We start from the raw sequence: 23,304 nt of genomic DNA on the forward strand, positions 1-23,304 counted from the left end.
CCGATATTCTCAGTAATTATCTGTATATACCCAATAGATTTCAAGTTGCAGTGTGGCGGCAAGAGAACGCATCCCCAGGAGCATAGATAACGATATGACTGGGGTGCGTGAGTGCAGCCAACAAAGAGGCAACTTGAAAGATAACAGGTATAATCAGCACCCTTGTAAGCAGAAATGTTACAAGGACGTTTTCATGTTTAAGAGTAAGTCGGATTCTATTAGGATAGATGACTGTCTATTACTATTATACCCAATGGATTTCAAGATGGATCGCGACGGCAAGGGAGCGAATCTCCGGGAGCATAGATAACGATGTGACCGGGGTGAGTGAGAGCAGCCAACCAAGAGGCAACTTGAAAGATAACGGGTATATTTCTAACTACAGAATTGAGCAATTATGGATACTAATGAGATTAAACAAGTGCTGATGGACAAATTAGCACTAGATGAAGTCATTGTTAGCGGAGATGGCAGCCATTTCCAGGTTATTGTTGTTGGTGAAATGTTCGTTGGTATGAGCCGGGTAAAACAGCAACAAGCTGTTTATGCACCTTTGATGGAATACATTGCTGATAATCGTATTCATGCCCTGTCAATCAAAGCTTATACACCGGATGATTGGAAAAAAGATCGCAAGCTCAACGGTTTTTAACGCTGTTTGCCTCGCTGCGAACGACAAATTATATAAAGAGAGTAGTCACAGATGGATAAATTTCGTGTGAAAGGACCAACTCGCTTGTCGGGTGAGGTTTCTATTTCCGGGGCAAAAAATGCTGCACTGCCAATCCTGTTCGCCGCGTTGTTGGCTGAAGAGCCTGTTGAATTGCAAAATGTTCCAGAACTGAAAGATATTGACACCACTATTAAGTTGTTGAATCGCCTTGGAACCAAAGTTGAACGTAATGGTTCTGTATTTGTGGATGCTCGTAGTGTGAATCAATATTGTGCGCCTTACGATCTGGTGAAAACTATGCGTGCATCTATTTGGGCATTAGGTCCTTTGGTAGCGCGTTTTGGCCAAGGGCAAGTCTCTTTGCCAGGAGGTTGTGCTATTGGCGCACGTCCGGTTGATCTGCATATCAGTGGCTTGGAACAGTTAGGTGCTGAAATCGTTTTGGAAGAGGGTTATGTTAAGGCTTCCGTTAATGGGCGTTTGAAAGGTGCCTGCATTGTGATGGATAAAGTCAGCGTTGGGGCGACAGTGACTATTATGACTGCGGCAACGTTGGCGGAAGGGACAACCGTTATTGAAAATGCAGCACGTGAACCTGAAATTGAGGATACAGCTAATTTTCTCAATACGTTGGGAGCGAAAATCACTGGCGCAGGCACTGACCATATCATCATTGAAGGTGTAGAGCGTCTTGGCGGTGGTGTATATCGTGTATTACCGGACCGTATTGAGACAGGTACATTCCTTATTGCAGCTGCGATATCTGGAGGTAAGGTTGTTTGCCGTCATGCTAAGCCTGATACGTTGGATGCAGTATTGGCAAAATTGCGTGAAGCGGGTGCTGATATTGAGATTGGCAAGGATTGGATAAGTCTTGATATGCACGGTAAACGACCTAAAGCTGTGACATTACGTACTGCACCACATCCCGGTTTTCCGACCGATATGCAGGCACAGTTTAGCTTGCTAAATTTGGTTGCTGAAGGTGCTGGTATGATCACAGAAACTATTTTCGAAAACCGTTTCATGCATATTCCTGAATTAATTCGTATGGGTGCTCATGCTGAAATTGAAAGCAATACGGTGCTTTGTCATGGTGTTAAAAAGCTTTCCGGTGCCCAGGTAATGGCGACTGATTTACGCGCATCGGCAAGCCTGGTTCTGGCGGGTTGTATTGCTGAGGGGGTGACTGTAGTTGACCGTATCTATCATATTGACCGGGGTTATGAACATATCGAAGATAAGCTGCGCGGACTTGGTGCAAACATTGAACGAGTGAAATCAACGGAAAAGTAATTTTGTTTCCTTATATTGGAAACAGGAAGCACTGTAGTCTTAGCAAAATCCGCCGTAAACCCTCGCCTAATGCGAGGGTGTCGCAAAAGATCAATATCTCTTATTACGCGTGCAAATTTTGGCACTAGCCATTTGGATCAATATCATCAAGGAGGTGACTGAATTCACTGAAATCAACGAATGTTTCGGGGGTTGGTCCCAGACGTTTGCCTATATCCAGAGATGTCATAGCGGTTAGATCTTCTTTTTCCAATTTGAAATTGAATATCTCAAAGTTCTCTTTAATTCTTGAGAGCGTGGCTGATTTTGGGATCACAATCATACCGTTATCAATGTGCCAGCGGAGAACGATCTGAGCTGGTGTTTTACCGTACTTTTGTGCCAGATGTTGAACCAGTTGATCATCAAATACGTTTTCACCACCTTGTGCCAAAGGACTCCAGGATTCGGTAACGATATGATGTGTGGCATTCCAGGCATGAAGTTGACGCTGCTGGAGCATCGGATGTAGCTCAATCTGATTAATAACAGGATGAACACCAGTTTCATTGATCAGCCGCTGGATGTGCTCAGGCTGGAAATTAGAAACACCGATACTACGGATAAGCCCCTCTTTTTGTAATTCAATTAATTGCTGCCAGGCACCGACATATTGATCCTGCGGTGGTGCTGGCCAGTGAATGAGATAAAGGTCGACATAATCGAGTTGTAATTTTTCTAAACTTTCTGCTAGCGCAGCCCGGACATCATTATGTCTGTCATTCCACAATTTGGTTGTGACAAAGATATCTTCGCGGGGAATGTCTGTTTCTTGTAGTGCCTTACCTACCCCTTTCTCATTATTGTAAATAGCGGCGGTGTCAATTGCTCGATAACCTACATCTAGGGCGGCGTGAATTGCTGTCACTACTTGCTGGTTATCTGCGGCCCATGAACCCAGTCCCAATTGTGGCATATGGTTTCCGTCAGCAAGTCTAATGATAGGTTGATTATCCATTACTACCTCCTATAAAAAAGATATACCTGTTATCTTTCAAGTTGCCTCTTGGTTGGATGCGTTCACTTACCCCAACTTGCCATCGCGATCCATCTTGAAATCTATTGGGTATAGACAGTTAAAATATCAGCTAAAATGTATCGTTATAAATAATGATGGTTGATATTAAGTTGATATTCAGAATAGTTGAAGAAAGTAATACAAGTGGCGTGATCTAAACCATATATTGATATTGTGGAACATCAACACAGAAACATCATTCGATAACTGAGCTGAAGTCCACATACGATTGGTTCGCAAACTTTCTAACTTGAAGTTAAGGATAAAAACCCTGTTGCGGTTTGTAAACCATGATGACTTTTATTTACGTTTTACCGTAGAGGCCCTGCGGTGGCGCCAATACATCAATAGAGATGCACCTAAGCCACTTAACAACAGCACGATAGGTAAAATCACCAGAATGTTCATGACTAGATCCTGATGGTTTTTAATAAACGGGATCTGATTGAGAAGATAGCCGAAACCAACCACGGTAATGACCCATAATAAACCACTTAGCCAATTAAAAATTTGAAAACGTTTACTGTTGAGGCCAGATATACCTGCAAGTATAGGCAATAGAGTTCGGACAAAAGCTAAAAAACGGCCAAGTAGCAGAGCAGCCAGACCATGCTTGAAAAATAGCATATTAGCCCGTTGGTGGTACTGAATGGGAAGTTGTGCTAACCAACCCTTAACCCGTTTAGTATCACCAAGCCATTGCCCTTGAAGATAACCGAGCCAACAACCGATACTTGCCGCGGCTGTCAATATGAAAACGGTTGGGATAAAACTCATTACCCCTTTGGCAATCAACGCACCGGTTAGGATTAATAATGTATCACCGGGTAGAAAAGCTGCGGGTAATAAGCCATTTTCCAGAACCAGTGTCATGAACAGAATGCCATAGATAATCCAGAGAATATCAGGGTTGGCAAGTTTAGAAAAATCATGCTGCCATAATGCCCGCATAATCTCGTGTAGCACTTCCATTATTTATATTTATCCTGTGACTGTTATACCCTTCATCCTTCAAATTGCTGCTTTGTTGGCTGCTTTCACTTACCAGTCACATCGTTATCTATGCTCCTAGGATGCGTTCACTTGCCGCCGCGCTGCAAATTGAAATCTATTGGGTATAAGTAAATTTATTTCATTTGCATATATAAAGTCAGTTTACCGTAAAATCTTAACCATGGCTTGCTTGATCCTTGATGAATAGTTTTATTGGTTTACCACGACAGCTTTGACAAGAACCCAGAACAACATGAAAATTTATCTGCACATAAATATAAAAATAATTAACTTATCTACATATTGAATTCGTTCTTAAGACCTGCATATTCAGGTTCGTTTTTTAAATCGGCTGGTTCTTTAACTGAAACTTCAAAACCATAACGCTTGCCAATGTAGTGTTCCAAACACGTTTTCATGGCCTGTAATTGATTACAGTTAAAGTTAACACCGCCGGAAAAGTCCAGATCTTCACTAAAACGCGGAGCACCGTGACACAAACGCAGAGATGTGCCGCCTTGGAAAGTCAATTGATCTAACAGTCCATCAGTATCAAGGCCATAGAGAATATCGTAATGCAGTATTCCTTCTCAATAACTGGTCGCATATGGGAGCGTCCAGGTACCTACATTGCCAGTTCGGTAAGTTGGGTAAAATATCTTCCTGTTGGCGTTTAGTATGATGCCGCGCGCGATAAATTTTACTCATTCGCGCAATAAATGAAACGGTAATTGCGTTTCATCTATTGAAAAGTTATTACATAACTAACCGTCATAGATATGATTGTAGTTTACCTAATTTACCCATTTTTCCTTTGAATCTGTAGTACGAGCCTGTAGGACAACTCGATATCGAGACATAACTTACTACCCGTTGCCTCAACATAATGTTTGAGGGAAGCCAGTTTCAAATCGCGACCAAGCTTCTTCATGTTAGAAACTGTGGATTAGTAATAACTTTGGGCTCTTCATTCGCCAGTATTTGGTTGAGCACTCTTGCAATGCTTGGATTGGATCGCCTTTGCTTTGGACACGCGGTTTTTGCTTGTCAGTGGCCTGAAACATACTTCTCGCATATTTTCTCCTCGCTAGGCTTCAAATTCCTTCAATTCTTCATTTGCAATTTTGTGCGCAGTGGTATAAAATTTTATACAACCAAATGAGGAAGGAAGCTATAATAAAAATCAGGGGCGGTACTAGAGAAAGAAATTGTCTGTAATCGGTCCTTTTTGTGGAGATTTGTTAGCCTTTCCTTACAGATCGCACGTAAAGACGCAGGCTATCAGTTTCATAGAATACAGCATGGAATAGATCCTGAAGACTGGAAACCCTTTTTTGGCATCGGTTCTGGTGTAAAAGAAATGCGGCTAAGAGACAGTATAGGTATTTATCGTATTATGTATGTTGTTAAATTTGATGAAGCTATTTTACATATTACATAGTTTTCAGAAGAAAACTTAACAAACGAATAAACAGGACAAGGATATCGCTAAAGTGCGATACAACGTAGTTATCCAGCATCGGGGAAATATCAAATGACCACTAAAATTGACACTGAAATTCGTAGGGTAACTCCAGCCGGACATAATATATTTTCTGAATTAGGTTTTACTGAGCAAGAAGCTCAGCAACTTCATACAACCTCTTTACAAGAAATAGAAAATACACTGCAAATTAAAGAACGGTTAATGGAAGAAATTACTTTATGGATTGTGGATGAAAAAATGAAACAAGCTGAAGTAGCAGAGGTATTACACATTTCTCGTCCAAGAGTATCTGATGTTGTGAATAAAAAAGTAAATAAATTCACCATTGACGCATTGGTTAATATGTTAATCCGTATAGGGAAGCCTGTTCAGATTACGGTGGGTTAAGGCATATATATTAACAATTCAAAATAGGAGGCACTTAGAATAGGTGCCTCTTGGTATTTCAAAATGATTCAACCTTTCGGTTCAATACCACGTGCCAGCAGCTCTTTGCGCAAAATTCGTTTTATCCATGTTGCTAAAGATGTATCACCATCTTTCTTCATTTCTGCTTCAAGCTGGAGACGAAATTCCTCTGTTAACCTCATCGGAAATTGAGGAGATCTTTTATTTTGTATTGACAAGGTATATACCCTATGATTTAATGCTACTGTATATACCAGTGTATATTCAAAGAGTTTCAAAAACAATGGAGCTTGGTAGTGTCTCACCACTAATCGGGTTTCTAACCACAACATTATTGGAGCTAATGCTATGGCTAACGCTAATAGTAACATACGCACGCATTCAAAACGCTATACATTTATAACGTACCTTTCTTATCGATTGATAATCGAACTTCGCCAATTACACATGATTTCAGCATTGCATACAATTAAATAAGGAAGGAAAGCTATGACGAAAATCAGGAGCGGTACAGAGAAAGAAATTGCCTGGATTGGCTCTTCTTATGAAGACTTGTTAGCCTTTCCTATAGATACACGTAAAGACGCAGGCTATCAGCTTCACAGAATACAGCGTGGAATAGATCCTGAAGACTGGAAACCCTTTTCTGACATCGGTTCTGGCGTAAAAGAAATACGGCTAAGAGACAGTACAGGTATTTATCGCATTATGTATGTTGCTAAATTTGATGAAGCTATTTACGTATTACATAGTTTTCAGAAGAAAACTCAACAGACGAATAAACAGGACAAGGATATCGCTAAAGTGCGATACAACGCAGTTATCCAGCAACGGAGAAATATCAAATGACCACTAAAATTGACACTGAAATTCGTAGGACAACTCCAGCCGGACATAATATATTTTCTGAATTAGGTTTTACTGAGCCAGAGGCTCAGCAACTTCATGCAATCTCTTTACGAGAAATAGAAAACACACGGCAAATCAAAGAATGGTTAATAGGAGAAATTACCTTATGGATTGTAGATAAAAAAATAAAACAAACTGAGGTAGCAATAGTGTTGCACATTTCTCGTCCAAGAGTATCTGATGTTGTGAATAAAAAAGTAAATAAATTCACCATTGACGCATTGGTTAATATGTTAACCCATATAGGGAAACCTGTTCAGATTACGATAGGTTAAGACACACATATTAAAGTCATTAGGACAATTTAAAATAAGAGGCACTTAGAATGGGTGCCTCTTGGTATTTTAAAATGATTCAACCTTTCGGTTCAATACCACGTGCCAGCAGCTCTTTACGCAAAATTCGTTTTATCCATGTTGCCAAAGACGTATCACCATCTTTCTTCATTTCCGCTTCGAGCTGGAGACGAAATTCCTCTGTTAATCTCATCGGAAATTGAGGAGATCTTTTATTTGGCATTGACAAGGTATATACCCCATGATTTAATGTTACTGTATACACCAGTGTATATTCAAAGGGTTTCAAAAACAACGGAGCCCGGTAGTGTCTCACCACTAACCGGGCTTCTGACCACAACATTATTGGAGCTAATGCTATGGCTAACGCTAATAGTAACATACGCGCGCATTCAAAGCCCTATATATTTATTAACGTCTGTTCTAACCGACTGATAATCAAACTTCTCCCATTACGCATGATTTCAATGTTAGCTACCACGGAAATAGAAGCTTGTATTCTGCTCGCAGGCTTTCCTTTGGTATTTGCCTCATGCAAACCACTGGAGGAACTGAACCATGCTTAATACTAAGAATATTAAGAATACTGCGGACATTGAGAATTACTGTGATATCTTCTATTCCGACATGGCGAATGTTGTGTCAGTACTGGATACGGCGGATATGAGTGAACAAGATATTGAACTACTGGAAGAAGCCTGCGAAGCTAACAGTGCTGGACTCTGTCATGGGTTACATTTTCTGGGAGATACTCTTGTTACTTTTGCCGCTAATGACGTGGTCGAATTCACCCCAGAAAGTCTTTGTCAGTTAGGCCATTGTCTGGCTGCTATCAGCTCACTATTGCCGATGTTGTTTACTCTGTATCAGAAAGCCAATAAAGAAACTCAGTTACGCAACCTTTAACTCGGAAATGGCCTAAACGCTCATTATGCTAATCTCATCCACTTGTAATCCCATGATCTACAAGTGGATGCTATCCACGTACATCTTATACTGCTTTGGAATCATCCCCGATATAGTCCGTAACTGTACGGAATTGGTTACCGTATCAGAAATAAGAATAGGGCCATTGATCCCTTATTCCGTAATTCTAGGTTTTTCGGGCCAATAAATATCTGTCGCTAAGCTAGCATCAACACGGTTCAGCAATACTCTATATTTTTTCAAAGCGGTCAACCGAGAATGTTCCTCATCACTCGCCATCCCCAAATCTACAGCATCTTGTAACGGAGCTATCTGTTTACTTACAGTGAACATGAGTTGCTGTTTCTTATGTTCTGCTTGTTGCTGCTGTTCCTGCCTGAGTTTTATCACACTGCTTTCTGATATTATCCATTTTTCACCATCGTATTTATGATAAACGGACGGAGCACGTTCAGTAAGCACTGGATAACCCTCTTTATTACTGACAATTGACAAACCGTGTGACTGCCCTGTAAGTAATTCATTGTGTTTCTCTGCGGTTATTTCAACGCATTCTTCATGAGCTTCACTATAAAAAGCGCCTTCTTTTCTGGAGAAATAAACCATTTATACCCCCCAAAATAATATATGAACAACTTTGCCTGGATTCTCATTGTTGTTGGGAGTGCCAGCTTGATATTCAAACGTCGATAATGTTGCATTACGTACTAATGTATGACCTGTTGATGTATTTATACTCGACATGCTTGCGACATAGCCAATAAACTGATTTTTAAAAGAAATTGGATAATTGATTTTTACCCATGACTGTTGGTTTGATGCAACTTTAACCCATTGAATAATTATTCCCGTATCCCCACATTGCCACCAGCCATTTTCAGATTTTATAGCTGCGTTTTGCAATGCGAGCGTACCGCTTCGCTCAGGTATTAATATATTATAACGTCGCTGATTGTTTGGATCGTTAGAATAAATATGTAACAATTTTCCTTCCGAACCATTAATTCCTACCATATACCCATCTTTCGATTTGAAACGTAGCTCAGGAAAGGGAGTTTTACTATCAATTAATAAACTACCAACGGTTGCGGTCTTATCGCTAGAAATACGCAAGAAAGTATTATCGCTCTCAGATTTAGCATAACTTCCCACATCCCCGGCATTCAATGAAATATCAAATGACAACGCTTTTCCATTCACTTTACGAATGGATGGTACTCGGCTATTAGCGTTGTTATTTGCAGCTACAGCACTTTGATTCGCCGTATTCGTCAGTGATTGCACAAATGCTGTTGTTGCAATCTGAGTATTATTAGCGTTTTTAGCCGGTGTGGGGGCGGTTGGTGTTCCTGTGAAAATGGGACTGTCTTTCGGTGCATACTGAGTATGCGGGTCTTTCGCTTCGGTGTGTTCTTTCAGCTCATTCCCATTTTGTTCTAGTTTCTGTTTAAGATAGTTTGTGCGGTTGACCAACTGTTTAGCCTGCCGATTGGAAATACCATCAGGCCCACCTAACACGGGGTCTGAGGTTTCTATTTGATACACGCCCTCTGACCACTGTGGGGTTTCCGGCAAATTAGCCATTTTAACTGCTCCCATAATTGTAACTACCGTCATAACTGACAGTATTGTTGTAACGAATTGATACAGACTGATATTCCAAGCTGGCAAGGTGGCAGCGTGCAGGCGCAAACGCTGCCAGTGTAGTGCGCAGTAGCGAGGCTTGATCATTGGTAATAGGTTGCTGAAGTATGACGCGATAATCTGCCCAGGATGTTGAATCTCCATAAATATAATTACCGTTATGGCTGGCATGACCGTCATAATTGATTTGACCAGTGCCTTCAATTAAATCAACTTCACCAAACCCAAAGCGCCGAATAATTTCATGAATTGACCAAGGTGTACCTTTATACCGATGCAATTCTATAGCTGATTTGATTAACGTACGGCGAGCATTGTCTGATTCGACAAGCTCCCAGCCATCACCAAATAGGGAGAATTGATTTGCCAGCCAATGCAGCGTGCTGCTATCGACAGTATCAATGAGATAAACCATTAATTGGGTTAAATCGATATCATCAAAACGGGAGGCCAACTGACCTAATGCACGCATACTGATATCAGCTTCCAGTGGAGGTGGTAGATGTAACTTAACCATCAGCGACTCCGGTGACCACAACAGTGATACCGATACAGTTCGCCCATTCATTTTCACCTACAACCTGAAACGTGGGAGACTCCAGTACGACTTGATAGACGCCAGAAACAGACAATGTTGAGATGATTTGGCTGGGAACAATATCTTTTCCTAACGTTGTTGCTCGTTCAGCTACCCATGTTTGTATGGCTTGTTCTGCTGCCGGTTGAATATCAAGCGTATTAACGCCACTGTACAAGGTCAGTTTCGCCTTGATGGTATAATCAACCTTCACGGGAGGTTTTGCATATACAGTGTCAGTCAACGGGCGGATTTTTTCATCAGAGCAAGAGCTTTTCACCAGCGTTAAAATGCTTTCATCAGGCAATCCCGTAGCTAATAGTGGAAACAGTTCAACAACGCCCGGAATGGGAGACATGACTGCGACATCAACAATATTGGGATGGGCACGCATGGCATGAAAACGATAAGCCTGACGACTGCCCGCATTAGTAAACGATTCAGGGGCCATTTTGATTCGTACACGTAGCCTCTCGTCACTTTCCTCTGCCGAACCACCACTGCTCACTATTGTGTTGGTCACTTGCAGGTCAATGTCGTCGATTTCATCCAACAATGTACTAATTTGTGCTGGTTGCCAGCTATTCCCTGATAATCCAGTATCTGTACAAGTAGCTGTGACATTAACGAACCGTGTGCCGGCTTTCAGAACAGCATCTGTATTAGTAGCAAAAATAATACTGTCCGATGCATTAACACGAGTTCCAACTGGAATGAGTACATCTTGCTCTAATGCTTCATCAACACTAAATTGCAATATTGTATGCGCCGGTTGGGCGGATAGCCGATATACTCCGACCAATTCCCCTAAGTAGTCCAAAATGGGCGCACGGGCAAACTCGACCAAATTCTGCTTGGCGGCTTCCTGAACTTGCATTCTGGTTAGTGCTTCACGATATGCAAATAAATTTATCAGCAGGCGTTCTGCCTGTGCTGGGTACAAAGTCTTACCTACATCAGCTTCATATTTTGCGATCATTTCGGTTGTGATTTTTTCTACATCACGCTCGATAAAATCAGGTTCTGTCAGCGCCATAGCAACTCCGTAGATTGTGTAATGCCATCAACTGCTGTCCAATTCACACGCAGAGTTAGATGCTCTCCATTGACAGTTGGTTTCACGGAGAGCAACTGGCAACGAGGTTCCCAACGTGTAATAGCATCAACAGATTCCCTGACAACGTGGGGAATCGCGCGGTCTATTGGGTAATCCATATAAAGGTGCAAGTTACTGCCGAATTCTGGTCGATGTGGATCACTGCCACGTGGTGTACGTAGAATAATGAATATTGCTTGGGCGATATCATCCAGCCCACAGGCAATTTTGCCAGAGTGTTGGAGAGCCGGTTGCCAAAAAACAGAGTGTGAGTTCGTATTCATGGGGACAGTATCGTCCTCGGCAGGAATATCTAATATTAAAGACGTTTAAAGAAACCCATGAGAATGATGATTCGAGTTACCGCCTTCATCCATGATGCTACCTGTTGCATGGATGTTGCCATCGACGCTGACATTACCCTGAATGTTCGTAGTACCATTACCACCAGAACCCGACAGCCCATTTTGGTAAGTTAATTGGCCTTTCACTAACATATTTCCGGTTATGATTGTTTCCGGCGCATCAATAGTTGCCTGCTGTGTCTGAATAACAACATTGGCTCCCGCTGCGATCTTAATGTGCTGAATGCCACCATTAATAGTCAGGGTGTGTGAGGTACGATCATAGTAAAAAGCGGCATCATCTGCATAAGTTACACCACGGATATTTTTATTATTAGCAGGCGGTTGATCAACACTGGAATAGATAGCACCTAAAATAACACCATCTTCACCATTCGCATCCAATAGCACTTCAACCTGTTCCCCAACATCGGGCAACCAATAGTCTTTGTTATTCTGGGTATTGCGCTGCAACACATTCAGCCAGTTAGTACGCATATTATCGCATTCAGGCAATCGCACGCGGGCACGAACAGTAGCAGGATCTACGGCGCTAATCGTACCAACTTGACGAGTTACACTGCTCATTTGGATTCCTCCTCGATGATCGTGTCGGAAGAACCATCGGGCTTATATACAACCAATTTCTGAGTCTTATCTTTTTTATCTTTCTTGGATTTGCTTGATGTAACAGGGCCACGAGCAACTTCAAGTTCGGTTATATATCCGCTGTTGCGATCAAAAGAGTGGTGAGCTGAAGTAATTAACCATTGTCCAGATAACTTGCCAAATTCAATCAACTCAATTTTATTTCCGGCGGTTAACTGAGGGGCTCCCATCAATGAAAGTGAGCCGTTCTGCTGGTACTCATTATATGAATCCAATGCTGACGTGGCCTTTATTTCAGCGCTATCCTTGTTAGCAGCCCGGCTGTTTACTTTTAAGGTATCTGCACTGGTTTCTTTACCGCTACTTTTGCTTCTTGAATTAGACTGACTACTTGTACTGGTCGCACCATCAGCTTCATAGACAATCAACTTTTTATCATCAGCCTTTTGGTGCTTCACTTTGGCTTTTTTATAGACTTTATTAATCGTGTCCCGTAGTGAAAATTGGGCAACATCACGAGGGTGTAATTTTTTTATGGGTTCTTGGCTGCGCAAACTGGCTAAGTGGGAGAAAATTAGCTGTTCACTGACAACTTTAACGGCATAACCATATTCACTGGCCAGTCGTTTCAGGAACGCCACATCGGTTTCAGAATATTGCGTCACCCTGTCAATCTTGATGATTTCGATACTGCCGATCAGCTTTAACTGATGTTTCTTAGCGATGCGGTTAGCAATAGCGGACAGAGTTGTATTTTCAAATCCACGGTTAGATTTGGTCCGCAATGCCGTATTGATAGACGTTGCTATACCTCGGACAGATACAATAGAAGGAGGGATGTTGACTTCAATTTCATCAATATAGAATGAGCCACAATTCAGTAACCGTTCGCCGAAATAGCCCAACTTCAATGTCAACGTATCACCTTTGCCCGGATACCATTTATCTAGCCAGCGACCATCAGTATCATCCAACTCTACCTCTATTTCATCAGATTCGCTTTTGATGTTGTCGGTATAGCTGACACGAGTGACATAAGGAGTGATGTCATTTGTGATATCTTTTTGCAAATATCGTAACGTGAATGTCGGACTTAAAACCTCAGAGACACCCGTTATAGATGGTGTTTGCCTGGTATCAATTATCTTAGCCACGGTGGTGTATCCTCTGCAATTACTACATCGTCAGCGTCAATGATGGGGATCAACAATACGATCCCAGATGGCAATACAGGTGTAACTGCAACGTGCGGATTAGCAGCGATTATGCGAGCGTAACCTAAAGGTTCACCATAATAATGGTGAGCCAATAAATCCCACCTATCGCCATCTTTTGTAATGTATTCAAGAAACATGATCAAAGCGCCCTTGTGGTAATTTGCGCGGCCATCTTACTGAGCGCGGGTGATATTGATGTAAATGTTGAACTTGCCGATTCAAGTTGAGCTGATACAGAATCTAATGCAGCTGAGATATTACTGTTATCTGCACGGCTTAATGACGATTGAGCATTGTTAACAAATGTTACTGCTTGCCCCGTTGCTCTGGTCAATTGAATTGCATCTGGCAATGAGTCACCGAGTGATTGAAAAGCCGGATAGCTTTTCCCTAATGGCCCAACAATATTGTTAAGTCCGGTAAGAAGACCTGGTACGCGGGTTAACGCTACAGTCGGGTTGTCTTTCATCTTCTGTGTAATACGTACCGCACTGATCGTCGTTTGCAGTGCTGATTGTGCTTGTTTGGCATAATTCACTCCATCCCTGACTTTTTTAGCCATACCTGATGGTTTCGGTATTGCATTAGACAACGCTTTTGTATTCGGGACATGAGATTTAATGGCAGGCGGTTTCAGTGGTTTTTTAGGATCACCGATATATTCACGTAATGTCACCGAGGCATTGAGGGCAAATATATTACCTACTGAATCCGTTTGTTCACTGGAGGCTGTTACATCAGTAATAACAAACCAGCCCCGGTAATCACCATTTCCGAATATTAGCGCAAGTGCTTGATGTTTCCGCATTGCTTCACGCAGCCGATTCAATTCAATATCCGGCGCACAATAATGTTGATGAAAGACCAAGCTAATTTGAATTTCATCCAGTTTCTCACCTACAAACTGCAAGCCGGGCTTACCCTGAATTCGGGCATGTTCGGCATAATCAACACCAAACGTTACATCAAAACCATCCCAATATGTGATTAGCTCAAATTCAATATCACCTAATACAGCAAACATTATCCGTACCTCCGGCGTTCTCTCTGAATAACAATACGCTCCAGCAGTTTTTCTAATTCACGCATACTCAGGTTTAAGGCTTGACTAATATCGGGTATAGCCGTTTGTTGTTTATCACCAATGTATATTTGCGGGGCGAAAGAGATAGAAAAACCATTATTGCTGTTGCTGGCATCTTTATAACCTGTTCGTTTAATTGGATTGCCCGACATCATCTCAGGAGGTGAGATTTGTGGGACATCGGGGGTCATTCCCTCAGTCAGACGCTGAGTGGCACGAGCAGCCAACGGCATAGTACGATCAATACCAACAACCGTACCTTGCACAATATTATCGCCAAATCCCATAAATACCCGACTGGGAGATTGAATACCTAATGCTTCTTTAAACCAGCTAGAAACTTTACCACCAAAGTTTTTAATGGTGTCCTTAGCCGTGGTCAGCATATTAGAAATACCATTAACCAACCCATTAACGATATTTTTACCAAAATCAGTAAAATTATCGGGCATATCCATGCCAAACCATTTCATAACGTCAGCGAATGTTTTATAGAACAATCCCAATGGCGACCAGTTTAAAATTAATTTACTGACCTCAAATATTCCGCCATCAAACGCATTAGTAATGTCATTCCATCGAGCTGTAAACCAACCTTTGACGTTAGACCAAATATTTTTGATTCCCTGCCATCCCATTTGGAAAGCGAATTTTACTAAGACCCAAAGCCGTTTAAAGAAATTACTGATGGGCTTCCAATAGCGATAGATAAGATAAGCGGCCACTGCAATACCAGTGATGATCAATCCGATAGGATTCATTAATAATGCGCGTCCAATCCACAAAATAGCTCTGCCAGCTACCATTAAGCCCTTATAGAGAGCACTACCAAGGATTCTACCCAACCAGAGAGCTGCTCCGGCTATTTTTCCCAAGATGTTTGCAGCGACACCAAATCTGCCGCCACTGCCGATAGCCATTCGAAACAGTAACCACCGTGTGCGCATTAACATTGCGCCTTTCCAGATATCAGTTATAGGGGAAAGCAAAAGATTAAGACCTAATCTGACACCGATTGAAGCTGCTTTGAATGCCAAGAACCCGCCGACCAGCGTGACAACATTGCTGATAAGTTCAGGATTAGCGGCCAGCCATTTTCCGGTCTTGTCCATCAATGGAATAAAGGTTTCGGCTAACTGTATTAATGCTGGACGCAGCGACTGACCAATGCTAATAGCCGAATCATTAAACTCAATTTGAGTACGCCGCCACTGTGCTTCTAAGGTATCGTTTTGTTTATCAAAGTCGGTATCAACAGATTTTTGTGCCGAATCAGTCCCCATGCCTGTTTTGATACGCTGATAATCGCCCCAACGTTGCCGCATGGCCAAGAGATGGTTGACTGTCTGTACGTCGGTGAAAATAGAGGATAACCCGAAGGATTCCATGAGCATACGCTGTGCATCTTCATCACCTCTGGCTCCCGCTTTTTTCCACTCTTTCATGAGATCAGCGCCTTTACTCTTGATAAATCGGTCTGCGATCATGATTGAGGCTTCATATTGTGAGTACCCCGAAGAAACATATCTGCTCATTGAGGTTTGATAATCGACGTCAGCTTCAGCGTATCTTTTGGCAATATCACCACGTCCCATTGAAGCTAGCCAGTTCCTCATATTGGTAGCTGCTTCACCTTCCGTTCCTGCGCCTTCACGGCCAACTTCCAAGCTGGCAATAATCTGTGAAACTGCCTCCTGACCATATATTCCCTTACCAGCAAATTGCTGCGCCATTTCTGGAAAGTATTGGGCGAGATCTTTTAATTCAAAACGACCCGATTTAGCACCGAAAACGGCTCGGTTAAAGGCTTCCTTGAGCGCTTGATCACCTTCAATTTTCAGGGACTCAAAGGACAGAGCCATTTTGGCTAAGTCATTAATATTAGCTTTGGACGCCGTGGCGACGCGGCCCAATAATCCACTCATATCGGTCGATTTCATGGGAGATTTTCCGGCGGCAACCAATGTGCCAACACCTTCCAGCAGGGTTTCTTGTAATTGGTTTGTTTGCTTGGCGTTCTGGCGCAAGATGATTCCGATTTTTTGCTCTTCTTTCGGAGACAGATTGCCAGTGACAGCTATGTCCCTTAATCCTGATTCAAAAGAGGCATACTTTGTGACGGACTGAATAACGGGAGAGGATATCGTGTGAGTTAATGCATAGGTTTCGGCTCCCTGTGCATATAGCGCCATACGATTCGCTTTGGCTGCATCACTCATGCTAGCCGCAGACTGTAAGCGCTGTTGCTGGCGGTTCAACTGTTCCAGCGTTCGACTGATGCGTTGTAGATCCGCATTCAAACGCTGGGCACTACGGGAACCAAGTTGACCGTAACGTTCAACAGCACGGTTCAGTGCCTGCTGTCGGTTCTCCAGTTGGCGAGTCGTTTCTCCCAGTGTTCCTAGAGTACGGCGTGTACCAGACATGGCAGAACTGAACGCACTACTAATGGCCCCACCAATAATGACACCAATGGAAAATTCTGTTGACACGAATTAACCGCCTCCATTCTCGCGTTTGATTTGGGTGTTGGCCTCATTCAACCAACATTCAAATTCATCCAGCGCCAGATTATCAATCTCGCTCGGCTGGAACCGGAACCATCGTGCCAACATCGCCGATGCTTGCCACACTGTTTTTATTTCCCTGATCCAATCCGATAACTTGCTGAAATCGTTTCTGTAATGCCAGATAATCAGCGACATCCATCTGTTCGATATCTTCTGGTAACAATCCTGTCGAACGTGCTATCAAAATATCATCCCAGTCAGTAGGATTTTCGCTGGCTCGCCGGGCAGCCTTGATATCTTTAACTTTCAAACGTGATAACTGAAGCTCTTCAATGCGAACACCAGCAGCCGTGGTATAGGGAAATTGAAGATGGTAAGTCGTGGTTGACATGATGATACTCCTCTGTAAGTTTCATTCAGTATCATCCATGTATGGAAACGGAAATATTAAAGGGGATTAAAGAAGAAAGGGGCTGATGCCCCTGTCATTAGTGAGTGCGAAAGCCTCTACAGTTACGGAAAAAGTCTATCAGATATTCTTTCCCTTTCGCTGCACTGATATCGGAAAACCAACCTTCCGGAGGAGTCCACTTATCAATCAAGTCGGCAAGCTTTCTGGCTTTGGAGCGAGTGCAGTCATGATTTAGTTTAACCTCCAATATTGATGCGATAATCGGTCAGTTGATCAATGCCGCCAACACGGAAGATATTGGCCAGATAATCCAGTTCTAACAGCTCCTCACCATCCAGTACCTGCTTAATATAGGTACTGGTAAAGCTACTGGAAAAATCAGCATTTTCATGTTGCTTAAATGTGCCCAGCGGATTCTTCTTAAATAAAATGGTCAGATATGTCACCAATGGCACTTCATCAATGCGCCCCTGTGAACTGAATTTCTGGACGCTGGAACGGCACTGCAATGCCAGAGACTTATAGGGATTGGCAGCAGATAACATGGCGTCACGGTAGAAACTGTTCCACTTGATCTCGCCTTCCAGCTTATCGAAGCCTGCTGGTAGTTCCACCTTACCGACCATCCCCAGCGCCTTATGCTCCTGCATGGTCATGGAAACGTCTGGCAGTTTCACTTCTTCAGCCCGTCCCAACAGGTTATTGCCGTCAATATAAATATTGGCGTTGGTGATGCGGTTAATCTCTATTTTTCCGGCCATTAATTATTTCCCTTTAAATTCAGCAAATACTCAGAGGTAATTTCGGTCTCAAATGTCAGCCGTTCCAGTGGTGGTGGCGGTGTGTACTTATAACTGAGTAACAGATGACCTGATGCCAGCTCCGTTTCTTCGTTATGGGTCGGATCAAACCAGCATTTGAATCCCAACAAAGCGCCATCAGCAATCAATTTACGACCATAGGCATTCACAGATTCTGTCAGGGCATCTATCAGCGCTGGCGTGATCGGCATATCGATATATTGCTGACTGAAGTAACGCAGGGATTCATTAATCACGTCGCCCGTTCTGCGCACGTTCTCGAAGTTACGCATGTGTGTCACAGTTGGCCATGCGGCGGTACGGTTGCCCCATAAGCGCAAACCAGAGCCATAATTATTGAACACTGTAGTAATCCCTTGTTCATTGAGCTGGTTCACTTCACTTTGTGGATCGTCAATTATGGCGGATAGCTGGCGCTCAATACCTGTGATCCCCATAATTTCTTGATTGGAGGATGACCACCAAAAACCTTTGTCTGCATCAATCTTGGCACGCAGCCCTGCTGCACGAGATGACAAGGGTTCCAGGCGCTCGCTATTGCTTTCCGCATCATAGACTTTGACGTGTGGGTAACACAGCCGGGCACGATCAGAACTGGTATTAAAATTGATTGTGCCAGACGGGCCGCGGCCACTGATAGCCTGAACAAAAGTGGTGCCTATCGGGGCATCAATATAGGTCATGGCACCCAATTTAGTTGCAAGGGCAATCAGTTCTGTTGTCACACTTAGCTGGGTACAGTAGACAGGAGCCAGCAAAATCTTGGCAAAGAACCCATACAGGTTATAAGTATCATTCAGTAACTTCATACCTGTACGGTTACCCGCTGCACTGATGCTGCCAATAATGTCAGCAGGCGTCACTAATGTAGGATCGGCAAAGTCATAGCTGGCAATTACGGTTGCACCCGCAGCAATGTTTTTACCGATATTCTTGAGGCTGCCTGTTTGAGCATCCAAAGAATAATCTTGCCCTTCTACATAAGGGGCACTACCAGAGGTGGATTTTAGTAAGACATTACTGACCACGGGATTAGCCAGTTTCGCTGTTCCTGTGGTTTTATCAAAGCTAATGTTTTCACTGGCAACATTAGCTTTATGCACTTCAGGATCAAGAACGTTAATGACCAGCACAGTTCCCGCCCCATGATCATAAATAGCATCCAGTGCTTGTGGGATGGTAAAACCATTCATTTGAGTACCAAATTGAGCGGCATCTTTTTCTGACAGACAAAGTGTCACTGCATTTACTGGCCCTATCGGTGCAGTACCAATTAAGCCGATCACGGCGGATTTCACTGTCTTGACGGGACGTGAGCCTTTTTCGACTTCGATAGTTTCGACGCCATGCAAATAATTAGCGGCCATCAGTGGCCTCCTCAGACTTTTCTTTTTTCTTCAGGAGATTTTTTTGCTGTTCTGACAGTGGATGAAGATATCGCAGCGCGATCAATGTCTTCACATAATCATGCTGCTCCGGTAAATCAACAGTTTTTTCTGACCAGAGCAAAACTTCAGTGCCATCAGCTAAAGTGATGCCGCTTGCTGGGCCTGTATAGAGGTATTTCATTGTTCAGTTCCCTCATAATTGATTTGGGCTAACGGCGAACCATTCGGTAACTCACAGTCTTCGATAAATACACTTTCAGTCGCAAAATCCAGCGTGTATTGCCACAAACCAGCTATCTCACCGAGAAATGTATCCCGTACCAGCCAACATTTTCGTTGGCAGTTCGGTGGTTGGAATCCGCCGAGAACCCGGCGTACATCATCTAATGTGGCAACGGCACCGTGACGTCCATTAAGCTGACGAAAAACTATGGTGGCATTGAGCATGACAGTTTGTGTCTGCAATACCGCCCCAACATCTTCAGGCTTGTCGAAGCGAGAACCGGGATAGCTGATTAAAATGGCTCCCACCGGATGGTTCAGCCTGAATTCAGTTGGCCTTTCAGGGAAATACTCCACCTGTAAGCCAGGTAGTTTTTCTCTTAGCCTCATGATAATGGCATCAATGATCGGCGAAACATCCATCAGTATTTCTCCAACATTCCTTTACTCCCTCCAAAGGTGGGACGACGCGCCCGAACACGAAACTCCCCCGGTTCAGGGGCATCTTTTCCTGTGGAAAGCAGGCCCAGTGTTAGTTTGGCATCTCGGATGTCAGCCAGTTGGCGCAAAACAATTTTGTAATCATCTATCACGGCTTCAGGAATAGAACCTTCTGGACGGCGGGCATACAGCCGATAGCGTGTTAACGTAATGGCGGCATCACGTAATACCGTGGGAACTTCCGCCAGAGGCAGGATATAACGTCCACGTAAATGGGCATCGATGAGTTCATCGGCATAGCGGATGGCACTGTTAACCACAGGCTCATTGATCGTCTGAGCATTAGGTTCTTCGTTAGACAGCCATATCAATGATTGCGTTGGTATCTGCTCTTGCAAGTCTTTCAGTGAGCAATACATGTCATATGCCACGTAAGATGCGAATGATATTACCTGCCGCTGTGGCATCATCCAGCGCAAACCCGACAGATGTTCCGGCAGCATTTTCAGCCGAACTCAGTGGTACTGCACAGGCATCCTTATCCGACTGTACGACTTGCCCACGGGTTATTGGCCCACCAGCTTCAACAGCAATAATGCCCAATACATTAACAGGAACGACATCTCCAGCCTTCGCATCCACCTCTGCTATACCAAGTGCAACGGCTCCAACCTGACACGGTGCATTATCAGTACTAACTAAACGATGCTGGATGATGTTCGCACTGGCGATAATTGTTGTCGTCAATACGGATTGTTGTGTTACTGCCATGATGGTGTCTCCCTTACTTCACAATATTGGTAATCAGATAGCCGGCATCACCGCCAACAACCGCAACTTTATAAATATCGGTATAACGACAGTAATTGACCTTACCGCCCACACCTTCATATTTATCCGCTACAGGCATCCCTTTGCGGCGAAATGTATAGCCAAAGGAGGGTTCATATTCATCAGCGCTTTCTGCTCCTGCCTGCGGAGGTGATACGTAATGCAACATCAAATTATCAGCCCAGATATCAACAGGATTTTCTTTAATGCTTGGGGTAGAAACAGGTTCACCAACGACAACGTTTTGGATTTGGAAAAGGTCTTTGAGTATTTCTATTGTGATACGTTTACGTTCGTTGGCTCCAATAGCTGCCTGAATTTCAGGATGAAATTTTAACAGTGACATCACGCTAGCCCCCATTGTCATGAGGTTTGGACGTACACCAATGGCAGTACGAACAGCATCAATTCCAGCTTCAATGACTTTGATTGGATTACCTTTGCCACCAGCCCAACGTTCATTAGCTGTCAGACTCTTCACCGAGTCACTAAGATAAACTTCAGGGTCTTGTGCCAATCGAGCTGCATACAGTTCACGCTTGAGATTCACGCCATTGGTGGAACGACGGATTGCCTTTGCTTCTTCATTAAATAAAGATTCTGATTTCTCACGATAATCAACAGGTGCAGCTAGATCATGTTCGTTGAGCACGATATCTAACGAAGAGCCTTTCTCACGGATCAAAACGTTACTGTTGGCACCAACGGCACGCGTGGTGTCATATTCCACAAAAGCACTTTTGCCAAATGTCGGCACACTAGCACCTTCTTTCTCCATTTCGACAATGGGAAAAATATGTTCACCAATAAACACCGCATTTTTATAGCCACGCGCCACGCTGGTTAGCACAGGGTCAACAATACGTTTGCCTTTCAAATAATCAGACATTTATTTCTCCTCAATAGCTACGTCCGTAGTGTTACAGGCAGCGGGTAACGGCTACGTCGTAACTGATACCTTCTTTCTTCGCCAGAGAGATGGCTTTTTGATGCAACGCCAGACGTTCAGGATCTGCATCAGAAAACTCAGCAATATCTGATGATGTGTTTTGGTCAACCCGGTCTTTATGTTGCATGTTCACCAAAATCAATAATAGGTTGGGTAGAACTCAGCAGATCTTTAAACGCAGTAGCCAATGGTTTTTTCACACCACCTTCAGCAAACTCGACAGGGGAATCACCTTGGGTTACAGCGTCCAGCAAGGCGATCACGACAGATTGAGCAGTTGGCACCAATTTGCCGTCTGCGATCAGCCTTTCGGCAAATGCCATGTTTCCAGCATGTTGCTCAGTTTGTTTGCGCTTTGCGTCGGCAGCATCACGGGCAACAAGCTGTTCTTTCAGGCGAGTGTTTTCATCTTTGAGCGCCTTTTTTTCTTCATTTGTCACGATGTTTTCCTCATGTTGATGTGTGTTATTGGGTTCATGAAAGGCAGGAGCAGGCTGAGTCGTGCTATAAGCTTCTTCACGTAATGAATCCACCTGCCAAGAAGGAAGCGCTTTGTCTGCTTCGTCCATACCGAATTTACTAATCAAAAATTCTCGCAAACGCCCCCAAAGTGAAGCGGTGGTGATATCACTCCAATCAGAGAACTCGACGACACCATATTCTTGTTCACTGAATTCAACCTGTCTCAATCCTTTAATGGAGGGTGGCTTCGCCCCCAAAAAGCCGACATGACGCAAATAGAGCACGCCGGGTTTAGGGTTGTTTGGGGAATCAGGTAAATAGAAAGAAGCAGAAATTTTTTTATAGCGGCCTGCATCGACCAATTCAGCGAACTGAACATCAACCTGTTGAGGCTCCGCAATCAAGTCATCACCGGAAGATGTCAGCGATTTAACCCAACCATAGGCGGGCAAATTGTCTTTTGGATGCCCAATCACAATCGGTGCTTCATGCAATGATGAGTCATAAGCCTTTGCACAAGCTTGCAAATCTGCGGGGCTGAACGGCAATTGTTTGCCATTCATATCGGTATGTGTACCGGATTTGAAAATGTGAAGTGATTTCATTTCACTGCCTCTATTACGTTAATAGAGGCAGTTTCTCCATAATCAGA

General features: G+C 43.3%; 31 protein-coding genes and 2 pseudogenes. 7 read left to right on the top strand and 26 right to left on the bottom strand.

Annotated elements, in window-relative coordinates; genetic code table 11:
• Positions 1 to 397 precede the first annotated feature (397 nt).
• Complete coding sequence (gene ibaG, locus EAE89_RS03885) at positions 398 to 652, top strand: BolA family iron metabolism protein IbaG (RefSeq protein ID WP_149615858.1); 255 nt, start codon at positions 398 to 400, stop codon at positions 650 to 652.
• A 51-nt stretch (positions 653 to 703) separates the two neighbouring features.
• Complete coding sequence (gene murA / locus EAE89_RS03890) at positions 704 to 1,969, top strand: UDP-N-acetylglucosamine 1-carboxyvinyltransferase (protein WP_054477007.1); 1,266 nt, start codon at positions 704 to 706, stop codon at positions 1,967 to 1,969.
• 124 nt (positions 1,970 to 2,093) lie between these two features.
• Here the strand turns inward: murA and dkgA are convergent, their stop codons facing one another.
• The 3 genes and pseudogenes from dkgA to EAE89_RS03905 all read right to left on the bottom strand — a co-directional run.
• Positions 2,094 to 2,966, bottom strand: coding sequence for a 2,5-didehydrogluconate reductase DkgA (gene dkgA, locus EAE89_RS03895; protein ID WP_054477005.1), 873 nt, complete (start codon positions 2,964 to 2,966; stop codon positions 2,094 to 2,096).
• A gap of 360 nt (positions 2,967 to 3,326) precedes the next feature.
• On the bottom strand, positions 3,327 to 3,998 hold the full coding sequence (locus tag EAE89_RS03900; RefSeq protein ID WP_054477002.1) for a DedA family protein: 672 nt from the start codon (positions 3,996 to 3,998) through the stop codon (positions 3,327 to 3,329).
• A gap of 338 nt (positions 3,999 to 4,336) precedes the next feature.
• Positions 4,337 to 4,632, bottom strand: a pseudogene (locus EAE89_RS03905) (nucleotidyl transferase AbiEii/AbiGii toxin family protein); the annotation flags it as partial.
• 615 nt (positions 4,633 to 5,247) lie between these two features.
• Here EAE89_RS03905 and EAE89_RS03910 point away from each other — a divergent pair.
• Both EAE89_RS03910 and EAE89_RS03915 read left to right on the top strand, forming a co-directional pair.
• Positions 5,248 to 5,460, top strand: coding sequence for a type II toxin-antitoxin system RelE/ParE family toxin (locus tag EAE89_RS03910; RefSeq protein WP_422615500.1), 213 nt, complete (start codon positions 5,248 to 5,250; stop codon positions 5,458 to 5,460).
• Between the two features lie 93 nt (positions 5,461 to 5,553).
• Positions 5,554 to 5,892: a helix-turn-helix domain-containing protein gene (locus EAE89_RS03915; RefSeq protein ID WP_036850009.1), complete on the top strand. Its 339-nt coding sequence runs from the start codon at positions 5,554 to 5,556 to the stop codon at positions 5,890 to 5,892.
• Between the two features lie 68 nt (positions 5,893 to 5,960).
• On the opposite strand, the gene EAE89_RS03920 is transcribed toward EAE89_RS03915, so the two are convergent.
• Complete coding sequence (locus EAE89_RS03920) at positions 5,961 to 6,284, bottom strand: hypothetical protein (protein WP_036843602.1); 324 nt, start codon at positions 6,282 to 6,284, stop codon at positions 5,961 to 5,963.
• 118 nt (positions 6,285 to 6,402) lie between these two features.
• Between EAE89_RS03920 and EAE89_RS03925 the strand changes: the two genes are divergently transcribed.
• Positions 6,403 to 6,762 (top strand): type II toxin-antitoxin system RelE/ParE family toxin, encoded by a 360-nt coding sequence (locus tag EAE89_RS03925; RefSeq protein ID WP_118987844.1) that lies wholly within the window; start codon positions 6,403 to 6,405, stop codon positions 6,760 to 6,762.
• Positions 6,759 to 7,097 (top strand): helix-turn-helix domain-containing protein, encoded by a 339-nt coding sequence (locus tag EAE89_RS03930; protein ID WP_214085388.1) that lies wholly within the window; start codon positions 6,759 to 6,761, stop codon positions 7,095 to 7,097. Before EAE89_RS03925 ends, EAE89_RS03930 begins: the two co-directional genes overlap by 4 nt.
• A 79-nt stretch (positions 7,098 to 7,176) precedes the next feature.
• On the opposite strand, the gene EAE89_RS03935 is transcribed toward EAE89_RS03930, so the two are convergent.
• Complete coding sequence (locus EAE89_RS03935) at positions 7,177 to 7,500, bottom strand: hypothetical protein (protein WP_046975949.1); 324 nt, start codon at positions 7,498 to 7,500, stop codon at positions 7,177 to 7,179.
• Between the two features lie 176 nt (positions 7,501 to 7,676).
• Here EAE89_RS03935 and EAE89_RS03940 point away from each other — a divergent pair, with 176 nt between their 5' ends.
• Positions 7,677 to 8,024: a hypothetical protein gene (locus EAE89_RS03940; protein ID WP_214085389.1), complete on the top strand. Its 348-nt coding sequence runs from the start codon at positions 7,677 to 7,679 to the stop codon at positions 8,022 to 8,024.
• 174 nt (positions 8,025 to 8,198) lie between these two features.
• On the opposite strand, the gene EAE89_RS03945 is transcribed toward EAE89_RS03940, so the two are convergent.
• The 21 genes and pseudogenes from EAE89_RS03945 to EAE89_RS24290 all read right to left on the bottom strand — a co-directional run.
• A complete protein-coding gene (locus EAE89_RS03945; protein WP_214085390.1) occupies positions 8,199 to 8,651 on the bottom strand; it encodes a tail fiber assembly protein in 453 nt (150 codons plus the stop codon).
• Positions 8,652 to 9,629 carry a gp53-like domain-containing protein gene (locus tag EAE89_RS23460; protein ID WP_244866132.1) on the bottom strand — a complete coding sequence of 326 codons (978 nt, stop codon included), beginning with the start codon at positions 9,627 to 9,629 and terminating at the stop codon, positions 8,652 to 8,654.
• A 1-nt stretch (position 9,630) separates the two neighbouring features.
• Positions 9,631 to 10,206: a phage tail protein I gene (locus tag EAE89_RS03955; protein WP_407072876.1), complete on the bottom strand. Its 576-nt coding sequence runs from the start codon at positions 10,204 to 10,206 to the stop codon at positions 9,631 to 9,633.
• A complete protein-coding gene (locus EAE89_RS03960) occupies positions 10,199 to 11,302 on the bottom strand; it encodes a baseplate assembly protein (RefSeq protein WP_214085391.1) in 1,104 nt (367 codons plus the stop codon). The genes EAE89_RS03955 and EAE89_RS03960 overlap by 8 nt, the downstream gene beginning before the upstream one ends.
• The gene (locus EAE89_RS03965) at positions 11,293 to 11,646 is read right to left on the bottom strand and encodes a GPW/gp25 family protein (protein WP_214085392.1); all 354 of its coding nucleotides are present in this window, start codon (positions 11,644 to 11,646) and stop codon (positions 11,293 to 11,295) included. The genes EAE89_RS03960 and EAE89_RS03965 overlap by 10 nt, the downstream gene beginning before the upstream one ends.
• Positions 11,647 to 11,691: 45 nt before the next feature.
• Positions 11,692 to 12,294, bottom strand: a complete 603-nt coding sequence (locus tag EAE89_RS03970; protein WP_214085393.1) for a phage baseplate assembly protein V — start codon at positions 12,292 to 12,294, stop codon at positions 11,692 to 11,694.
• Positions 12,291 to 13,469: a phage late control D family protein gene (locus tag EAE89_RS03975; RefSeq protein WP_214085394.1), complete on the bottom strand. Its 1,179-nt coding sequence runs from the start codon at positions 13,467 to 13,469 to the stop codon at positions 12,291 to 12,293. The genes EAE89_RS03970 and EAE89_RS03975 overlap by 4 nt, the downstream gene beginning before the upstream one ends.
• A complete protein-coding gene (locus tag EAE89_RS03980; RefSeq protein ID WP_214085395.1) occupies positions 13,457 to 13,669 on the bottom strand; it encodes a tail protein X in 213 nt (70 codons plus the stop codon). The genes EAE89_RS03975 and EAE89_RS03980 overlap by 13 nt, the downstream gene beginning before the upstream one ends.
• Before the next feature lie 2 nt (positions 13,670 to 13,671).
• Positions 13,672 to 14,556 carry a phage tail protein gene (locus EAE89_RS03985; protein WP_214085396.1) on the bottom strand — a complete coding sequence of 295 codons (885 nt, stop codon included), beginning with the start codon at positions 14,554 to 14,556 and terminating at the stop codon, positions 13,672 to 13,674.
• Positions 14,556 to 17,108, bottom strand: a complete 2,553-nt coding sequence (locus EAE89_RS03990; protein WP_214085397.1) for a phage tail tape measure protein — start codon at positions 17,106 to 17,108, stop codon at positions 14,556 to 14,558. Before EAE89_RS03990 ends, EAE89_RS03985 begins: the two co-directional genes overlap by 1 nt.
• 3 nt (positions 17,109 to 17,111) lie before the next feature.
• Positions 17,112 to 17,231 (bottom strand): GpE family phage tail protein, encoded by a 120-nt coding sequence (locus EAE89_RS24140; RefSeq protein ID WP_088776128.1) that lies wholly within the window; start codon positions 17,229 to 17,231, stop codon positions 17,112 to 17,114.
• Entirely contained in the window at positions 17,191 to 17,517 is a 327-nt protein-coding gene (locus EAE89_RS04000; RefSeq protein WP_011147612.1) for a phage tail assembly protein, read from the bottom strand. The genes EAE89_RS24140 and EAE89_RS04000 overlap by 41 nt, the downstream gene beginning before the upstream one ends.
• 257 nt (positions 17,518 to 17,774) lie before the next feature.
• Entirely contained in the window at positions 17,775 to 18,299 is a 525-nt protein-coding gene (locus EAE89_RS04005) for a phage major tail tube protein (protein ID WP_011147613.1), read from the bottom strand.
• Positions 18,299 to 19,726 carry a phage tail sheath subtilisin-like domain-containing protein gene (locus EAE89_RS04010; protein ID WP_214085398.1) on the bottom strand — a complete coding sequence of 476 codons (1,428 nt, stop codon included), beginning with the start codon at positions 19,724 to 19,726 and terminating at the stop codon, positions 18,299 to 18,301. The genes EAE89_RS04005 and EAE89_RS04010 overlap by 1 nt, the downstream gene beginning before the upstream one ends.
• Positions 19,716 to 19,928: a hypothetical protein gene (locus EAE89_RS04015; RefSeq protein ID WP_214085399.1), complete on the bottom strand. Its 213-nt coding sequence runs from the start codon at positions 19,926 to 19,928 to the stop codon at positions 19,716 to 19,718. The genes EAE89_RS04010 and EAE89_RS04015 overlap by 11 nt, the downstream gene beginning before the upstream one ends.
• Positions 19,925 to 20,392, bottom strand: coding sequence for a Gp37 family protein (locus EAE89_RS04020; RefSeq protein WP_011147616.1), 468 nt, complete (start codon positions 20,390 to 20,392; stop codon positions 19,925 to 19,927). Before EAE89_RS04020 ends, EAE89_RS04015 begins: the two co-directional genes overlap by 4 nt.
• Positions 20,392 to 20,829, bottom strand: a complete 438-nt coding sequence (locus EAE89_RS04025; RefSeq protein ID WP_041380252.1) for a gp436 family protein — start codon at positions 20,827 to 20,829, stop codon at positions 20,392 to 20,394. Before EAE89_RS04025 ends, EAE89_RS04020 begins: the two co-directional genes overlap by 1 nt.
• Before the next feature lies 1 nt (position 20,830).
• Positions 20,831 to 21,181, bottom strand: coding sequence for a DUF2190 family protein (locus tag EAE89_RS04030; protein ID WP_214085400.1), 351 nt, complete (start codon positions 21,179 to 21,181; stop codon positions 20,831 to 20,833).
• Positions 21,182 to 21,194: 13 nt separating this feature from the next.
• Positions 21,195 to 22,130 (bottom strand): major capsid protein, encoded by a 936-nt coding sequence (locus EAE89_RS04035; RefSeq protein WP_214085401.1) that lies wholly within the window; start codon positions 22,128 to 22,130, stop codon positions 21,195 to 21,197.
• A gap of 31 nt (positions 22,131 to 22,161) precedes the next feature.
• On the bottom strand, positions 22,162 to 22,317 hold the full coding sequence (locus EAE89_RS24285) for a hypothetical protein (RefSeq protein WP_422615501.1): 156 nt from the start codon (positions 22,315 to 22,317) through the stop codon (positions 22,162 to 22,164).
• A gap of 369 nt (positions 22,318 to 22,686) precedes the next feature.
• Positions 22,687 to 23,257: pseudogene (locus EAE89_RS24290) on the bottom strand (peptidase); the annotation flags it as partial.
• Positions 23,258 to 23,304 lie beyond the last annotated feature (47 nt).

The organism is Photorhabdus heterorhabditis, from assembly GCF_018448905.1.
Classification (GTDB): domain Bacteria; phylum Pseudomonadota; class Gammaproteobacteria; order Enterobacterales; family Enterobacteriaceae; genus Photorhabdus; species Photorhabdus heterorhabditis.

What these genes read in the sequence shown, in the direction of transcription:
- ibaG (WP_149615858.1), top strand. Translation starts at nt 398, where the DNA reads ATGGATACTAATGAGATTAAACAAGTGCTGATGGACAAATTAGCACTA.
- murA (WP_054477007.1), top strand. Translation starts at nt 704, where the DNA reads ATGGATAAATTTCGTGTGAAAGGACCAACTCGCTTGTCGGGTGAGGTT.
- dkgA (WP_054477005.1), bottom strand. Translation starts at nt 2,966, where the DNA reads ATGGATAATCAACCTATCATTAGACTTGCTGACGGAAACCATATGCCA.
- EAE89_RS03900 (WP_054477002.1), bottom strand. Translation starts at nt 3,998, where the DNA reads ATGGAAGTGCTACACGAGATTATGCGGGCATTATGGCAGCATGATTTT.
- EAE89_RS03915 (WP_036850009.1), top strand. Translation starts at nt 5,554, where the DNA reads ATGACCACTAAAATTGACACTGAAATTCGTAGGGTAACTCCAGCCGGA.
- EAE89_RS03920 (WP_036843602.1), bottom strand. Translation starts at nt 6,284, where the DNA reads ATGTTACTATTAGCGTTAGCCATAGCATTAGCTCCAATAATGTTGTGG.
- EAE89_RS03925 (WP_118987844.1), top strand. Translation starts at nt 6,403, where the DNA reads ATGACGAAAATCAGGAGCGGTACAGAGAAAGAAATTGCCTGGATTGGC.
- EAE89_RS03930 (WP_214085388.1), top strand. Translation starts at nt 6,759, where the DNA reads ATGACCACTAAAATTGACACTGAAATTCGTAGGACAACTCCAGCCGGA.
- EAE89_RS03935 (WP_046975949.1), bottom strand. Translation starts at nt 7,500, where the DNA reads ATGTTACTATTAGCGTTAGCCATAGCATTAGCTCCAATAATGTTGTGG.
- EAE89_RS03940 (WP_214085389.1), top strand. Translation starts at nt 7,677, where the DNA reads ATGCTTAATACTAAGAATATTAAGAATACTGCGGACATTGAGAATTAC.
- EAE89_RS03945 (WP_214085390.1), bottom strand. Translation starts at nt 8,651, where the DNA reads ATGGTTTATTTCTCCAGAAAAGAAGGCGCTTTTTATAGTGAAGCTCAT.
- EAE89_RS23460 (WP_244866132.1), bottom strand. Translation starts at nt 9,629, where the DNA reads ATGGCTAATTTGCCGGAAACCCCACAGTGGTCAGAGGGCGTGTATCAA.
- EAE89_RS03955 (WP_407072876.1), bottom strand. Translation starts at nt 10,206, where the DNA reads ATGGTTAAGTTACATCTACCACCTCCACTGGAAGCTGATATCAGTATG.
- EAE89_RS03960 (WP_214085391.1), bottom strand. Translation starts at nt 11,302, where the DNA reads ATGGCGCTGACAGAACCTGATTTTATCGAGCGTGATGTAGAAAAAATC.
- EAE89_RS03965 (WP_214085392.1), bottom strand. Translation starts at nt 11,646, where the DNA reads ATGAATACGAACTCACACTCTGTTTTTTGGCAACCGGCTCTCCAACAC.
- EAE89_RS03970 (WP_214085393.1), bottom strand. Translation starts at nt 12,294, where the DNA reads ATGAGCAGTGTAACTCGTCAAGTTGGTACGATTAGCGCCGTAGATCCT.
- EAE89_RS03980 (WP_214085395.1), bottom strand. Translation starts at nt 13,669, where the DNA reads ATGTTTCTTGAATACATTACAAAAGATGGCGATAGGTGGGATTTATTG.
- EAE89_RS03985 (WP_214085396.1), bottom strand. Translation starts at nt 14,556, where the DNA reads ATGTTTGCTGTATTAGGTGATATTGAATTTGAGCTAATCACATATTGG.
- EAE89_RS24140 (WP_088776128.1), bottom strand. Translation starts at nt 17,231, where the DNA reads ATGTTGGCACGATGGTTCCGGTTCCAGCCGAGCGAGATTGATAATCTG.
- EAE89_RS04000 (WP_011147612.1), bottom strand. Translation starts at nt 17,517, where the DNA reads ATGTCAACCACGACTTACCATCTTCAATTTCCCTATACCACGGCTGCT.
- EAE89_RS04005 (WP_011147613.1), bottom strand. Translation starts at nt 18,299, where the DNA reads ATGGCCGGAAAAATAGAGATTAACCGCATCACCAACGCCAATATTTAT.
- EAE89_RS04010 (WP_214085398.1), bottom strand. Translation starts at nt 19,726, where the DNA reads ATGGCCGCTAATTATTTGCATGGCGTCGAAACTATCGAAGTCGAAAAA.
- EAE89_RS04015 (WP_214085399.1), bottom strand. Translation starts at nt 19,928, where the DNA reads ATGAAATACCTCTATACAGGCCCAGCAAGCGGCATCACTTTAGCTGAT.
- EAE89_RS04020 (WP_011147616.1), bottom strand. Translation starts at nt 20,392, where the DNA reads ATGGATGTTTCGCCGATCATTGATGCCATTATCATGAGGCTAAGAGAA.
- EAE89_RS04025 (WP_041380252.1), bottom strand. Translation starts at nt 20,829, where the DNA reads ATGTATTGCTCACTGAAAGACTTGCAAGAGCAGATACCAACGCAATCA.
- EAE89_RS04030 (WP_214085400.1), bottom strand. Translation starts at nt 21,181, where the DNA reads ATGGCAGTAACACAACAATCCGTATTGACGACAACAATTATCGCCAGT.
- EAE89_RS04035 (WP_214085401.1), bottom strand. Translation starts at nt 22,130, where the DNA reads ATGTCTGATTATTTGAAAGGCAAACGTATTGTTGACCCTGTGCTAACC.
- EAE89_RS24285 (WP_422615501.1), bottom strand. Translation starts at nt 22,317, where the DNA reads ATGCAACATAAAGACCGGGTTGACCAAAACACATCATCAGATATTGCT.